Source organism: Blastomonas sp. CCH1-A6, from assembly GCF_001556365.1.
Classification (GTDB): Bacteria; Pseudomonadota; Alphaproteobacteria; order Sphingomonadales; family Sphingomonadaceae; genus Blastomonas; species Blastomonas ursincola.
Genome location: NZ_LSIS01000089.1, coordinates 15627 through 29546 on the forward strand (window position 1 = coordinate 15627; position 13920 = coordinate 29546).

Here is a 13920-nt window from a genome sequence, read left to right on the forward strand (position 1 = left end):
GACCATGACCACGATTGCCGCCAACCCGGCCGATCTGCATGACCATGATCATGCACATGACGATCACAAGCCCGCGTTTTTCCAGCGCTGGTTCATGTCGACCAACCACAAGGACATCGGTACGCTGTACCTGATCTTCGCGATCGTCGCGGGGATCATCGGCGGTGCCATTTCCGGCCTGATGCGTATGGAGCTCGCCGAGCCCGGCGTGCAGTATCTGCAGGGCTGGGCCACGATGATGCAGGGCAGTGAAGCGACCCTGGATCAGGCCTATCACATGTGGAACGTACTGATCACGGCGCACGGCCTGATCATGGTGTTCTTCATGGTCATGCCCGCCATGGTCGGCGGTTTCGGCAACTGGTTCGTTCCGATCATGATCGGCGCGCCGGACATGGCCTTCCCACGCATGAACAACATCTCGTTCTGGCTGCTCATCCCGGCCTTCCTGCTGCTGCTCGGCTCGACCTTCGTGCCCGGCGGTTCGGGTCTGGGTGCGGGTACCGGCTGGACGGTCTATGCCCCGCTGTCGACCAGCGGTTCGGTCGGCCCGGCCGTCGACCTTGCGATCCTGTCGCTGCACCTTGCCGGTGCTTCGTCGATCCTGGGCGCGATCAACTTCATCACCACCATCTTCAACATGCGCGCTCCGGGCATGACGCTCAACAAGATGCCGCTGTTCGTGTGGTCGATGCTGGTCACCGCGTTCCTGCTGCTTCTCTCGCTGCCTGTTCTGGCCGCTGCCATCACCATGCTGCTGACCGACCGCAATTTCGGTTCGGCCTTCTTCAACGCCGCTGGCGGTGGTGACCCGGTCCTCTACCAGCACCTGTTCTGGTTCTTCGGCCACCCCGAAGTGTACATCATGATCCTGCCCGGTTTCGGCATGATCAGCCACATCATCGCAACCTTCTCGAAGAAGCCGGTGTTCGGCTATCTCGGCATGGCTTATGCCATGGTCGCCATCGGTGTCGTCGGCTTCGTGGTGTGGGCGCACCACATGTTCACCGTCGGTCTGTCGGTCAACATGAAGATGTACTTCACCGCCGCCACCATGGTCATCGCAGTGCCCACCGGCATCAAGATCTTCTCGTGGATCGCGACGATGTGGGGCGGTTCGCTCACCTTCAAGACCCCGATGGTCTGGGCGCTCGGCTTCATCTTCATGTTCACGGTTGGTGGCGTGACCGGCGTCGTGCTCGCCAATGGCGGCGTCGACGACAACCTGCACGACACCTATTACGTGGTCGCGCACTTCCACTACGTGCTCTCGCTGGGCGCGGTGTTCTCGATCTTCGCCGGTTTCTACTACTGGTTCCCGAAGATGAGCGGCCGTCACTATAGCGAAGCGCTCGGCCACCTGCACTTCTGGGTGTTCTTCATCGGCGTGAACGTCCTGTTCTTCCCGATGCACTTCCTGGGCCGTCAGGGCATGCCGCGTCGTTACCCCGACTATCCGGAAGCCTTTGCCTATTGGAACGAGATCGCCTCGCTGGGTTACGCCATCATGGCTGCCGGCATGCTGATCTTCTTCATCAACATCGCCTATGCACTGGTTGCCGGCCGTCGTGCCGAGGGTAACTACTGGGGCGAAGGTGCCACGACGCTGGAATGGACCCTGTCCAGCCCGCCGCCGTTCCACCAGTTCGAAACGCTGCCCGTCATCAAGTGACCGCAGCAGCGTTGCACCGCTGACAGGGCCGGACCGGGACAGCGTCCCATCCGGCCCGGCACCCCTCGGCCTGACGGCGAGGGGTTTGCCATATGGGTAGTGACATGAGCATGACCGAAGCCGTATCGCCAGTTCAGGGCCAGAGCGCCGCGATGACCGCCCAGCCGGGCGTGCTCATGCCTGCGCACTGGCGCGATTTCTGGGCGCTGACCAAGCCGGGCGTGATCCGCCTGGTGGTGTTCACCGGGCTGTGCGGGCTGCTGGCAGCGCCCGGCAGCATCCACCCGGTCATCGGCTTTGTCGCGATCCTCTGCATCGCGATGGGTGCAGGCGGGGCTGCCGCGCTCAACCAATATTACGAATCCGATCTCGACGCGCTGATGAAGCGCACCGCCAACCGCCCGATCCCCGCCGGCCGCATGGACCGCGAAGCGGCGCTGCAGTTCGGCCTGGCACTCTCGGGCTTCTCGGTCGTGATCATGGGGCTGGCGGTCAACTGGCTGGCGGCTGGGATCCTGGCCTTTTCGGTCTTCTATTATGCCGTGATCTACACGATCTGGCTCAAGCCCAGCACGCCGCAGAATATCGTGATCGGCGGCGGGGCAGGGGCGTTTCCGCCGGTGATCGGCTGGGCGGCGGTGACCGGTGACGTCACCATGCTGCCGATCCTGCTGTTCTCGATCATCTTCTTCTGGACGCCGCCGCATTTCTGGGCGCTCGCGCTGTTCGTGAAGATGGACTATGCGCGCGTCGGCATCCCGATGATGCCCAATGTCGCGGGCGAAAAATCCACCCGACATCAGGTGTTCGGCTATTCGCTGGTGCTGCTGGCCACGGTGATGGCTCCCGCTGCGCTTGGCCTTGTCGGCTGGACCTATGGCATCAGCGCGTTCGTGCTGTCGGCGATCTTCGTCGCGCTTGCCGCGCGCGTCGGTTTCCGCACCGCAGGCGAGGGCGACGGCCTCAAGCCCGAAAAGCAGCTGTTCGCCTATTCGATCGTCTATCTGTTCCTCATCTTCGCCGCCGTGGTCGTCGACCGCGCGGTGGTTCCGGCGATTGCGGCATGACCGATCGCCCCGCGCCCGATTTCAACGATCCGCAAGTGCTTGCCCAGCTGCGCGCGCGCCAGCGCAGCCGTGCGCTGTTCATGGCGGGAATCCTGGTCGCCCTGTGCGTGCTCTTCTATGTCATCACCATCGTCAAGATCGGGGTATGGGGATGAGCAGCGCCGCGATCAGCCCGGATATCGCACGCCGCAACCGGCGCGCAGGCATCGTCGCACTGGGCCTCGCCATCGGGATGCTGGGCCTCGGCTATGCTGCCGTGCCGCTCTATCGCATCTTCTGCGAGGCGACCGGTTTTGGCGGCACGACGATGAAGGTAAGCGAAGCGGCTGCCGACAAGATCGCGGTGACCAACAAGCCGATCACCATCCGCTTCGATTCGAACGTGTCGTCGGCGCTGCCCTGGCGCTTCAAGCCCGAGAACACGACCGAGAAGATCACAATCGGCGCGCGCGACATGGCGGCGTTCACTGCGACCAACCTTTCCAGCAAGCCGGTGACCGGGACCGCGACGTTCAACGTCACGCCGACCCAGGCGGGCCGCTATTTCGCCAAGGTGCAGTGCTTCTGCTTTACCGAGCAGACGCTGGAGCCGGGCGAGACGGTGCGGATGCCGGTGATCTATTATGTGGATCCCGCGATCCTCACCGATCCGGACACCAAGGATATCGAAGAGATTACCCTCAGCTACACCTTTTACCCGCTGGACCAGGCGAAAAAGGGCAGTTAAGGGCTTAGTTCAAGACGTTAAGGGACGACGGGGACCAGAGAGATGGCCGGAACAAAGAACCACGATTATCATATTCTTCCCCCCAGCATCTGGCCGTTCGCCGGATCGATGGCGGCACTCGTCATGGCGGTGGGCGCCATCCTGTGGATGCACAGCATGGATACCTCCGGCATCGTCTTTTACGCCGGTACCGCCGGTGTGATCGGAACGATGTATGGCTGGTGGTCGCAGGTGGTGAAGGAAGCCCATGCCGGCGACCATACCCCGGTGGTGCAGCTGCATCTGCGCTATGGCATGATCCTGTTCATCGCCTCCGAAGTCATGTTCTTCGTCGGCTGGTTCTGGGCGTGGTTCGATTTCTCGCTCTTCCCCTCGACCGCAGACGTGATCGGCGGCGTCTGGCCGCCCAAGGGCGTCGAAGTGCTCAACGCCTTCGAACTCCCGCTGCTCAACACGCTCATCCTGCTCTGCTCGGGCACCACGGTTACCTGGGCGCACCACTCGCTGATCAACGGTGACCGCGATGGCCTGATCAAGGGCCTGTGGCTCACGATCATCCTGGGCGTCGTGTTCAGCTGCGTGCAGGCCTATGAATATTCGGTCGCACCGTTCCCGTTCAAGGACCTGAACTATGGTTCGTCCTTCTACATGGCGACCGGCTTCCACGGTTTCCACGTGCTGGTCGGCACGATCTTCCTGATCGTCTGCCTGGTGCGCGCCTATAAGGGCCACTTCACCCCGAAGCAGCATTTCGGCTTCGAAGCCGCTGCCTGGTACTGGCACTTTGTCGACGTGGTGTGGCTGTTCCTCTTCCTGGTCATCTATGTCTGGGGTGGCTGGGGCGCTGCTACGCACTGATAGTTTCGAGTGAACGTGATGACCGATCAGCCCGGCTGGCATATCGCCCAGATCAATGTCGCCCGGCTGATCGCGCATCCCGAAGATCCGGCTGTTGCCGGTTTCATGGGGATGCTCGACGGCATCAATGCCATTGCCGAACAATCTGATGGCTATATCTGGCGGTTGCAGAGCGACAGCGGCAATGCCGTGGACCTGCAACCGACCCCCGATCCCCGCTTCGTCGTGAACATGTCGGTCTGGCGCGATCCGGCCAGCCTGTTCGAGTTTGTCTATCGCAGCGCGCACACGCCTGTGATGGCGCGGCGGCGCGAATGGATCGAGCGCATGGACAGCGCCTATCAGGCGCTCTGGTGGGTGCCTGTGGGGCATGTCCCAAGCGTTGATGAAGGGCTCGCAGCATTGTGGCGGCTCGACCGTTTCGGTCCCAGTCCGCACGCCTTTACCTTCAAGCAGCAGTTTCCGCATCCGGGCGTCGCGATGGGCCCGGTCGACTGGAAACCCGACCCGTGGTGCGTGGGGCGTGCCTGAGGGCACGACCTCGCAAACGCCGCTGATCCAGGCCGCGCTGACGGGCGAGTGTCCGGTCTGCGGGTCTCGCACCCTGTTTGCCGGATGGGTCCGCTTCGCCCCGCGCTGTCGCGCCTGCGGGCAGGATTTCACCGCCTATAATGTCGGCGATGGCCCCGCAGCGTTCCTGATCCTCGTCATCGGCGCATTGGTCTCCGCCTTTGCCGTCGTTCTGCAGGTCCAGGCGAGCCCACCCTTCTGGGTGCATATCCTGCTCTGGGTGCCGCTGACCTTCGCGCTGGTGATCCTGAGCTTGCGCGTGTCCAAGGCGGCGATGCTGATCCACGAAGCGCGCGCCGAAGTGCGCGAAGGGCGCATCGACACCAGCGGCGAGACCCGGCCATGAAGCGCCTGCCGTTCTGGCCGACGCTGATCGTCGGCATCGCGATTGCCGTCATGATCGGCCTGGGTGTCTGGCAGCTCCAGCGCATGGCCTGGAAAGAGGCGCTGCTCGCCGAATATCGCACCGCCGCCGACAAGCCCGCCATCGCCTGGCCGCAGGTGCCCGATCCGCAAGCGCTGCCGCTTTATCGCAAATCCAGCGTCAATTGCCTTGAGGTGACCGGCTGGCGTTCCTCGAGCGGGCGCAGCGCGTCGGGCGCATCGGGCTGGGTGCATATCGCCTCGTGCCGCACCGGCGCCGAAGGGCCGGGGGCGCAGGTGGTTGCCGGATGGTCGCAGCGCCCTGACAGCCCGGACTGGAAGGGAGGGCAGGTCAGCGGGATGATCGCGCCCGACAGCAGCGCGCTGATCCGCCTCGTCGCCGCACCGCCCGTGGCCGGCTTGCAGGCCGTTCAGAAGCCTTCGCCAGAGGATATTCCGAACAACCATTGGGCCTATGCGGTACAATGGTTTTTATTCGCGGGCATTGCTGCCGTTATATATGGTCTGGCAGTCGCAAGGCGGACGCGATCCCCATCGTCCGCATGACGCCTTGAAGGAGAGACCATGCAGGGCGGACATTATTACGGCTTTCACCGGGTCACCCATTCGGACCTGCCGCTGATCGAGCAATGGCTGAAGACCCCCGAGGTCGAGCAATGGTGGGGCGACCCCAAGCACGAACTGCAGCTGATCGTCGAGGATATGGACAACCCCGACATGGTGCAGCTGATCGGCATGCTCGATGGCCATCCAATCGCCTACATCCAGCATTTCGAGGTTCATGCCTGGCCGCAGAAGCACCTGCAGGACCTGCCCCAGGGCGCGCGTGCGGTCGATTGCTTCATCGGGGTGCCGTCGCTGATCGGCAAGGGCCATGGCGCGAAGCTGCTCGCGATGCTGGCCAAGCAGCTCAACGCGCAAGGGGTGCGCGTGCTGTGCATCGATCCCGATCCGGAGAACCAGCGGGCGCGCAACGCCTATGTCAACGCCGGGTTTGTCGAGCACGGGCTGATCGAAACGCCCGAGGGGCCGGCGGTGCTGATGTTCTACGAGAGCCCCGAAGAGGACTGAGCGCTATCCGGCTGCCATAACGTGCAGGTTGCGCACAGGGGCAGGGACCGCTAACGGGTCCACCCCATGGACTATATCAGCACCAGGGGGGAAGCCGCGGCGCTCGATTTCGAGGGCGTGACGCTGGCAGGTTTGGCAAGCGATGGCGGGCTGTACGTGCCGCGTGCCTGGCCCAAATTCACGCATGCCGAGATCGCAGCCATGGCCGGGCTGTCCTATGTCGAGCTGGCCGTCCGCGTCATGACGCCCTTTGTCGCTGGCAGCCTGACCGAGGACGAGCTGCGCGGCCTGTGCGAGGCGGCCTATGGGCGCTTCTCGCACAAGGCGGTGACGCCGCTCGCCCAGATCGATGAGAGCAACTGGCTGCTCGAGCTGTTCCATGGCCCCACGCTGGCGTTCAAGGATGTCGCGCTGCAGCTGCTCGGCCATCTGTTCGAACGCTTCCTGTCGAACCGCGACACGCATCTGACCATCGTCGGCGCGACCTCGGGTGATACCGGCTCTGCGGCGATCGACGCGGTGGCGGGGCGCGAGAAGGTCGATATCTTCATGCTCCACCCCGATGGCCGCGTCTCCGACGTGCAGCGGCGGCAGATGACCACGGTGCTGGCGCCCAATGTCCACAACATCGCGATCGACGGCAGCTTCGACGATGCCCAGGCAATGGTGAAGCGGATGTTCGGTGATCCGGATTTTGCCGGACGCTTCACGCTGTCCGCGGTCAATTCGATCAACTGGGCGCGGCTGATGGCGCAGATCGTCTATTATTTCGCCGCCGCCTTGCAACTGGGCGCACCGCACCGCCCGGTCGGCTTCTCGGTGCCGACGGGCAATTTCGGCGACGTGTTCGCGGGCTATGTGGCTGCCCAGATGGGGCTGCCGGTGGCGCGGCTGATCGTCGCGACCAATGTCAACGACATCCTCCACCGCGCGATCAGCGCGGGCGATTATTCCGCCGGCAGTGTGACGCCGACCGCGGCCCCTTCGATGGATATCCAGGTCAGCTCGAATTTCGAGCGGCTGCTGTTCGATCTCGAGGGCCGTGACGGCGCGCTGACCGCCGCGCGGATGAAGGGCTTTGAAAGCACGAAGGCGATGCAGCTTTCGCCGGAGATGCGCGATGGCGCCGAGGCGCTGTTCTCGAGCGCGCGGATCGATCCCGACGAGATGGGCATCGCGATGCGCCGCGCCTGGGACGAGGCCGGGCAGATGATCGATCCGCACACCGCGATCGGCCTGGGCGCTGCCCATCGCTGGCAGGATGCAGGGACCATCGATCGCGCGATTCCCTGCGTCACGCTCGCCACCGCGCACCCCAGCAAGTTCCGCGATGCGGTGGAGCGTGCGACCGGCCTGCGCCCGCGCCTGCCTGCGCGCGTCGGCGACCTGTTCGAGCGCGCCGAGAAGTTCGACAAGCTGCCCGGCGACTACACCACGGTGCGCGATTATATCGCCGAGCGTGCGGTCCCGGCCAAGGGCTGACGCGCGCGCATGGCCGAACTCGACCCGCAACCGCTGCTGATGATCGGCGAGCCGCGCGCAGATTACACGCTGATCGACAGCGGCGGCGGGCGCAAGTTCGAGGCCTATGGGCCATATCGCTTCATCCGTCCCGAGCCGCAGGCGATGTGGCCAACACGGCTGCCCGACTGGGATGCCGATGGTGCGTTCATTCCCGGATCGGACGAGGACGGCGGCGGCCGCTGGCAGCTGGAAGCCAATGTCCCGCGCGAAGGCTGGCCATTGCAATGGGAAGAGGTGCGGCTGACCGCGCTCAACACCCCGTTCCGGCATCTCGGCTTCTTCCCTGACATGGACCCGGTCTGGCGATGGCTGCGCGGGCATATCGCCGCGCACCGGGGCGAGGAGCGGGCGAGGGCGCTCAACCTGTTCGGCTATACCGGCGTGGGCACGCTGGCGATGGCGGCCGCCGGGGCCGAGCTGACCCATGTCGATGCCTCGAAGAAATCGGTCGCAGCAGCACGCGCCAATGCCGCGCTGTCGGGCATGGAGAACATGCCGGTGCGCTGGCTGGTCGATGATTGCGTCAAGTTTGCTGCGCGCGAGGTGCGCCGGGGCAAGCGCTATGACGCGATCCTGCTCGACCCGCCAAAGTTCGGGCGCGGGCCCGAGGGCGAGGTGTGGAAGCTGGAAGAGCATCTGCCGGCGCTGATCGCCGATTGCCGCAAGCTGCTCGACGAGCGATCGTCCTGCCTGTTCCTCACCGTCTATGCGGTGCGCATGTCGGCGCTGGCGCTGGGCGAGCTGCTCGCGGCGTATTTCGCCGACCTGCCGGGACGGATCGAGATCGGCGAACTGGCAGTGCGCGAGCAATCGGGCGGGCGGCTCCTGCCGACGGCAATCTTCGCGCGCTGGTCCAACGGTTGAAACACTTGCGCTGCGCTGCGCAATTTGCCAACGCGCGGGAAAGGTGAAATTCCCCTCGCCATTCCCGCGAACGCGGGAATCCCGCTTCTGCTGCGACGGTAAGAAATAAGCGGGACCCCCGCGTTCGCGGGGGTGACGATGAAGATATACTAGAACAGGCCCAGCATTTGACCGACACCCAACCCGATAGCCTGATCCTCGAGGTCGCCGATTTCGACGTCAACGTCCTGACCGGCATCTATTCGGAAGAGACCAAGCTGCCCCAGCCGCTGCGCTTCACCATCTGGGCGGAGATGCTGGCCGAGGACCATTATGCGCCCGATACGCCGCTCAGCGCGTCCAAGAATTACATGGACCTCAAGCACGCGGCCTCGACCGCCTTGCCCGAAGGCGTCCATTTCACGCTGATCGAGGCGGTGGCCGATCATGTCATCGAGACACTGTTCCTGCAGGATCCGCGCATCCGGCGGCTCAAGGTCAAGATCATCAAGCTGGCGATCGCCGAGGCGGGCGAATCGATCGGCATCACGCTGACCCGGACGCGCCGGTGAGCGCTGGCCCGGCCCCGCTGGCGCTCGTCACCGGCGGTTTTCGCCGGGTGGGCGCGTCGATCGCGATGGAACTGGCGCGCGCGGGCTATGCGCTGGCGCTGCACGGTCGCAGCGACCTGACGCCCGAAGCCGAGCTCGCCGAGACCCTGGCAAAGCAGGGAACCGAGTGGCACGGTTTCTCCGCCGATCTGGCCGATTGCGATGCCTCGCAGCTGCTTGTCGAGCGGGTGACCGCGCATTTCGGCCGCGCGCCCGACCTGCTGGTCAACAATGCCTCGCTGTTCGAATATGACGACTGGCAGAGCATGTCAGCGCAGATGCTGGCCGATCATTTCGCGGTGAACCTCTTCGCGCCCATGCTGCTGACCCGTGCTGTCGTGGCCGGGGCAGGCGAAGGGCAGGTGCCCGCGATCGTCCAGATCATCGACCAGCGCGTGCGCAATCCCAATGGCGATCAGCTGAGCTACACCTTGTCCAAACAGGCGCTGGCCGAATCGATCCGCACCCTGGCGCGCGCTTTCGGCGCAAAGGCACGGGTGAACGGCGTTGCGCCCGGCCTGACGCTCGCCACCAGCGATTATGATGACGCGCAGATGCAGCGGCTAGCCGCGCGAATGCCACTCCACCGTCTGTCCGCGCCGGGAGACATTGCGCGCGCGGCGCGTTATCTGGCGCAGGAGCCTGCGATAACCGGCCAGTTGCTTTTCGTCGATGGCGGTGCCCATATGCTCAGCATGGACCGCGACTTCGTCTTCATGGACAAGACGGACGACGCCTGACCGCACGCGATATTCTGGAGAACGACATGCGTTTGATTGCCACAGCATCCCTTTCCGCGCTCACCCTGATGATCGCGGGCTGTGGCAGCCATGATGGCGGTGGCGATCCGGTCAAGCGGGTCGATCCTGCCAGCCTTGAGGTCAAGGAAGCGGCTGCGGACGAGCCTGATGCTATCCTTCGCGTCGATGAGGTCGTGCTGCGCAATCCCGACCTGTCGACGCTCGCTCGTGCGATCAAGGCGGCCGAGCTGAGCGCGGCCTTGGCGGCGGACAAGCCGATGACGCTCTTTGCTCCCGACAATGGGGCGTTCGACAAGCTGGGCGTCGATGCGCTTGCCGACCTGCTGCTGCCAGAGAACAAGGCGAAGCTGGCAGCGGTGCTCAACTATCACATCATCCCCGGCCGCCTCACGGCTGCGGACCTGCGCAAGCAGATTGGCGACAAGGGCGGCAGCATCGAGCTGACCACGCTGCAGGGCGAGAAGATCAACGCCTCGATCGAGCTCGATCAGGTGCGTCTGTCCGATGCCAGCGGTGATGTCGGTTCGATCCAGCAGGCTGATCTGGCTGCCAGCAACGGCATGGTGCACGTGATCGGCCAGGTGCTCGAGCCGCGGCAATAGGCTCTGATCCCTAGCCCTTTTTCGGTCATTCCCGCGAACGCGGGAATCTCGCTTCAGCGAGCGGCTTGCGGCTTAGCGGGACCCCCGCGTTCGCGTGGGTGACGACAGCTATTCTGCGACCGGAGCGGCATTTTAACCCCCCGCCAGCGCCGCATTGGCGGCTCTCAGCTTGCCCTCGAGCGCCTGGTTGATCTGGCGCTCGATCACCGTGCGCGCATCGGGGTGGAGTTCGAGATATTGCCGCAGCTTGGGGGCAGAGACGCACCAGAAGCGGCTGTCGGTGGCGAGCGTGACCGTGCCGGTCGCAGGTTCGCCGCTCAATGCGGTCGCATCACCGATCAGGTCGCCGCTGGTGACGCTGCCGACATGTGCGCCGTGCAATGTGATCTCTGCCTGGCCGTCGTGGAGATAGAACAGATGGCTGATCGCCTCGCCCTCGTTGATCAGCACCTCGCCCGCCCGGCCAGTGATCCAGTTGCCCTGGTCCATCAGATGGCGGGCGCCAGCGCGGGTCATGTCGCCCATGAAGCTCGCCCGCAGCGCCTCTTCCTCGGCAGAAAAGCGCGAACCGCGCTCCGCCATCAGATATCGCAGCAGCATAGACGCGCCGATGACCAGAAGCACGAGGAACCATAGCGCCAGGCCCAGATCATTGGCAAACCCCAGCGCATAGCCGAGCCCGGCCAGGGCAGAGAGCACGATACCGACTCGCATCCAGGGCATGGGGGGAGCGATCAGCGCGATCGCCAGGATCATGAATGACAGATGCCCGAGCCATGCGCCATTTGCGAATCCCAAGCCGAGCGTCATTCACGTCCTCCCTGATCTGCGTGCCACCATGGCAAAGATGCTGCGCTGCGACAAGCAGCGCGGGGGGAGGGCAAGGCTTGCCGATGGCCACAGATTTTTGCGGCGGCGCCTGAAGGATTGCCTTGAAACTGCTGGACGAACCGGCGATAAGAGGCGGCAAGACAAGACTAAGGGGTCGCATCGTTAGTCTATCGGGGGCCGGTTCCGTATGGAGCCGGGGGTAAAAGCGACGATGCACAATACATGGCTCATGGCCGTTCAACGCTTGGGTGGAATCCGTGCCGCGATTGCGGGCGTGACCTGTCTTGCCCTGGCGATCGGCGCTTTTTTCATCGCGAATTTCGCAGCAGCTGAGCGGCTCGAGGCGCAGGCGGCGAGCGCTGCCGCGCGCGGCACGCACATGGGCGTGGGCAGCTGTGCGGGATCGACCTGTCATGGCCGCAACGAGGCCGATGGTGAGGTTGTTCGGCAGGACGAACTGTGGCGCTGGCAGGAAGAATCGACCCCCGGCGGTGCGCACAGCCGCGCTTTTCGCGTTCTGGGCGAACCGCGCAGCCTGGCCATCGGCAAGAAGCTGGGCATCGGCGATCCGCGTTCGGCCGCGATGTGCCTGGGATGCCATTCGACTCCGGCTGCAGCTAAAGGGCCGCGCTTCCAGGTCAATGACGGGGTGAGCTGCGAGGCCTGTCATGGTGCCGCCTCGGGCTGGCTGTCGAGCCATTATGCCACCGGCACCAGCCATGCCCGCAACGTGTCGCAGGGCATGATCCCGCTCGACAATGCGCAGGCGCGCGCAGGCGTCTGTCTCGATTGCCACCTCGGCAACGATGCGCCGGGCCAGTTCGTCAACCACCGGATCATGGCAGCGGGTCATCCGCGCATCTCGTTCGAGCTCGACCTGTTCTCGACGCTGACCCAGCATCATGACGAGGACGCCGACTACCGGCAGCGCAAGGGCAAGACGAACTCGATGCGCATGTGGGCGGTGGGCCAGGCGATCGCGCTGGAACGCTCGCTGAGCCTGTTCGGCAAGCCGGGACTGGGCACCGAAGGCGTGTTCCCCGAATTCTACTTCTTCGATTGCCATAGCTGCCATCGCCGCATCTATGACGAAGAGGATGCGCGCCCGACGGCCTTGGCCAATCCCGGTCGCCCGATCCCGACCGGCATGCCGCCTTACAATGACGAGAACATGATCATGCTCTCGGCAGCGGTGCGGATCGCGGCGCCCGGCCTGGCGCAGCAATATGAATCGCAGGCGCGCGCCTTCCACGCCGCGATGGCGCAGGGTCGCGGTCCGGCGGTTGAAGCAGCCAACCGTCTGCGCCAGACCGCCATGGCGCTGGCCGACCAGTTCAGCCGCAGCGACTTCACCCGCGCGCAGACCTTCTCGATCATGGAAGCCATTGCCAGCGAGGCGATCAGCCCGCGCTATACCGATTATGAAGGCAGCGTGCAGGCGGTGATGGCGGTGGATACGCTGCTCAGCGGTCTTGTGAACCAGGGCCAGGTTTCCGGGGGCGCCGCAACGTCGCTCCGGGCGCAGATCAACCAGGCCTATGCCGCCGTGGCAGAGCCCAATGGCTACAAGCCGCTTGAATTCCGCCGGGCGCTGGGGGGCGCAGTGCGGACCATCCGGTCGCTGCAATAGGACCGGCTGGCCAGGGAGATGACCAAGGTGGGACGTTTTGGTGAGTTCAGTTTCGTGATGTCGGGCCGGGTCGCATCCGGGCGGAGTTTCTGCGCATGATGCGGATTGGCAAGATGACGGCATCGCTTGCGGCGATGGCGCTGGTGCTCAGCTCCTGCGGGGGCGGCAACAGCAGCGGCACCACGCCTGCACCCAGCCCGACGCCGACGCCCAATCCCACGCCGCCGCCCGCGGGGGGCAATTTTACCGCGCCGGCGCAGGAAGCGCTGACCGTCGGCGAGGTGCAGCAGATCATCGCGCAGGCGGTGGGCGAGGCGCAGCGGCGCAATCTGCCCTCGGTCATCTCCGTGGTCGACCGCGTCGGCAACGTGCTGGCGGTGTTCCGGATGAACGGCGCGCGCGCCACCGCGCGAACCAGCGCGATGACTGAGGCGGGGCTCAACAATCCGTTCGTCGATGCGCAGGGGCTCGACGTGCCCGCCGAGATGGCCTCGATCGCCAAGGCGGTCACCGGCGCCTATCTGTCGAGCGGCGGCAATGCCTTTTCGACCCGCACCGCAAGCCAGATCGTCCAGCAGCATTTCCCGCCTGCGCCTTCGACCCGGGGGCTGGAGAGCGGACCGCTGTTCGGCGTGCAGTTCAGCCAGCTGCCCTGTTCGGACCTGTCCTCCCGTTTCCAGTCGGCAGGCGGGGCCAGCGCGTTCATCGGCCCCAAGCGCTCGCCGCTTGGCCTGGCGGCCGACCCGGGCGGGTTGCCACTGTACAAGAA

The 13920-nt window shown here is 64.7% G+C and carries 17 protein-coding genes; 16 read left to right on the forward strand and 1 reads right to left on the reverse strand.

The genetic code is table 11. The annotated features are described in order from the left end of the window. Window positions 1-4 precede the first annotated feature (4 nt). The 14 genes from ctaD (at window position 5) to AX735_RS04280 (ending at window position 10690) form a co-directional block, all read left to right on the forward strand. Complete coding sequence (gene ctaD / locus AX735_RS04220) at window positions 5-1672, forward strand: cytochrome c oxidase subunit I (RefSeq protein ID WP_060980155.1); 1668 nt, start codon at window positions 5-7, stop codon at window positions 1670-1672. A 152-nt stretch (window positions 1673-1824) separates the two neighbouring features. Continuing rightward, entirely contained in the window at window positions 1825-2739 is a 915-nt protein-coding gene (locus AX735_RS04225; RefSeq protein ID WP_066276143.1) for a heme o synthase, read from the forward strand. Further along, window positions 2736-2894, forward strand: coding sequence for a hypothetical protein (locus AX735_RS25605; protein WP_171007816.1), 159 nt, complete (start codon window positions 2736-2738; stop codon window positions 2892-2894). The genes AX735_RS04225 and AX735_RS25605 overlap by 4 nt, the downstream gene beginning before the upstream one ends. Next, window positions 2891-3466 carry a cytochrome c oxidase assembly protein gene (locus tag AX735_RS04230; RefSeq protein ID WP_066276130.1) on the forward strand — a complete coding sequence of 192 codons (576 nt, stop codon included), beginning with the start codon at window positions 2891-2893 and terminating at the stop codon, window positions 3464-3466. Before AX735_RS25605 ends, AX735_RS04230 begins: the two co-directional genes overlap by 4 nt. A 42-nt stretch (window positions 3467-3508) precedes the next feature. Next, complete coding sequence (locus tag AX735_RS04235) at window positions 3509-4324, forward strand: cytochrome c oxidase subunit 3 (RefSeq protein ID WP_066276127.1); 816 nt, start codon at window positions 3509-3511, stop codon at window positions 4322-4324. An 18-nt stretch (window positions 4325-4342) separates the two neighbouring features. Beyond that, complete coding sequence (locus AX735_RS04240) at window positions 4343-4855, forward strand: DUF3291 domain-containing protein (RefSeq protein WP_066276124.1); 513 nt, start codon at window positions 4343-4345, stop codon at window positions 4853-4855. Continuing rightward, window positions 4848-5240, forward strand: a complete 393-nt coding sequence (locus AX735_RS04245; RefSeq protein WP_066276120.1) for a DUF983 domain-containing protein — start codon at window positions 4848-4850, stop codon at window positions 5238-5240. The genes AX735_RS04240 and AX735_RS04245 overlap by 8 nt, the downstream gene beginning before the upstream one ends. Continuing rightward, window positions 5237-5824 (forward strand): SURF1 family cytochrome oxidase biogenesis protein, encoded by a 588-nt coding sequence (locus AX735_RS04250; protein ID WP_066276117.1) that lies wholly within the window; start codon window positions 5237-5239, stop codon window positions 5822-5824. Before AX735_RS04245 ends, AX735_RS04250 begins: the two co-directional genes overlap by 4 nt. Window positions 5825-5842: 18 nt before the next feature. Then, window positions 5843-6349 carry a GNAT family N-acetyltransferase gene (locus tag AX735_RS04255; protein ID WP_066276111.1) on the forward strand — a complete coding sequence of 169 codons (507 nt, stop codon included), beginning with the start codon at window positions 5843-5845 and terminating at the stop codon, window positions 6347-6349. Between the two features lie 66 nt (window positions 6350-6415). Beyond that, window positions 6416-7831 (forward strand): threonine synthase, encoded by a 1416-nt coding sequence (thrC, locus tag AX735_RS04260; protein WP_066276105.1) that lies wholly within the window; start codon window positions 6416-6418, stop codon window positions 7829-7831. A gap of 9 nt (window positions 7832-7840) precedes the next feature. Beyond that, complete coding sequence (locus AX735_RS04265) at window positions 7841-8737, forward strand: class I SAM-dependent methyltransferase (RefSeq protein ID WP_066276102.1); 897 nt, start codon at window positions 7841-7843, stop codon at window positions 8735-8737. Between the two features lie 167 nt (window positions 8738-8904). Beyond that, a complete protein-coding gene (locus AX735_RS04270; RefSeq protein WP_060980147.1) occupies window positions 8905-9288 on the forward strand; it encodes a dihydroneopterin aldolase in 384 nt (127 codons plus the stop codon). Next, window positions 9285-10067 carry an SDR family oxidoreductase gene (locus AX735_RS04275; protein WP_066276099.1) on the forward strand — a complete coding sequence of 261 codons (783 nt, stop codon included), beginning with the start codon at window positions 9285-9287 and terminating at the stop codon, window positions 10065-10067. The genes AX735_RS04270 and AX735_RS04275 overlap by 4 nt, the downstream gene beginning before the upstream one ends. Before the next feature lie 26 nt (window positions 10068-10093). Next, the gene (locus AX735_RS04280) at window positions 10094-10690 is read left to right on the forward strand and encodes a fasciclin domain-containing protein (protein WP_082750918.1); all 597 of its coding nucleotides are present in this window, start codon (window positions 10094-10096) and stop codon (window positions 10688-10690) included. A gap of 132 nt (window positions 10691-10822) precedes the next feature. Here the strand turns inward: AX735_RS04280 and AX735_RS04285 are convergent, their stop codons facing one another. Beyond that, entirely contained in the window at window positions 10823-11500 is a 678-nt protein-coding gene (locus AX735_RS04285) for a Crp/Fnr family transcriptional regulator (protein ID WP_066276088.1), read from the reverse strand. A 232-nt stretch (window positions 11501-11732) separates the two neighbouring features. Between AX735_RS04285 and AX735_RS04290 the strand changes: the two genes are divergently transcribed. Continuing rightward, window positions 11733-13151, forward strand: a complete 1419-nt coding sequence (locus AX735_RS04290) for a multiheme c-type cytochrome (RefSeq protein ID WP_066276080.1) — start codon at window positions 11733-11735, stop codon at window positions 13149-13151. 113 nt (window positions 13152-13264) lie between these two features. Then, window positions 13265-13920 (forward strand): heme-binding protein (locus AX735_RS04295; RefSeq protein ID WP_231750017.1); only part of this gene is annotated, 656 nt, incomplete at its 3' end.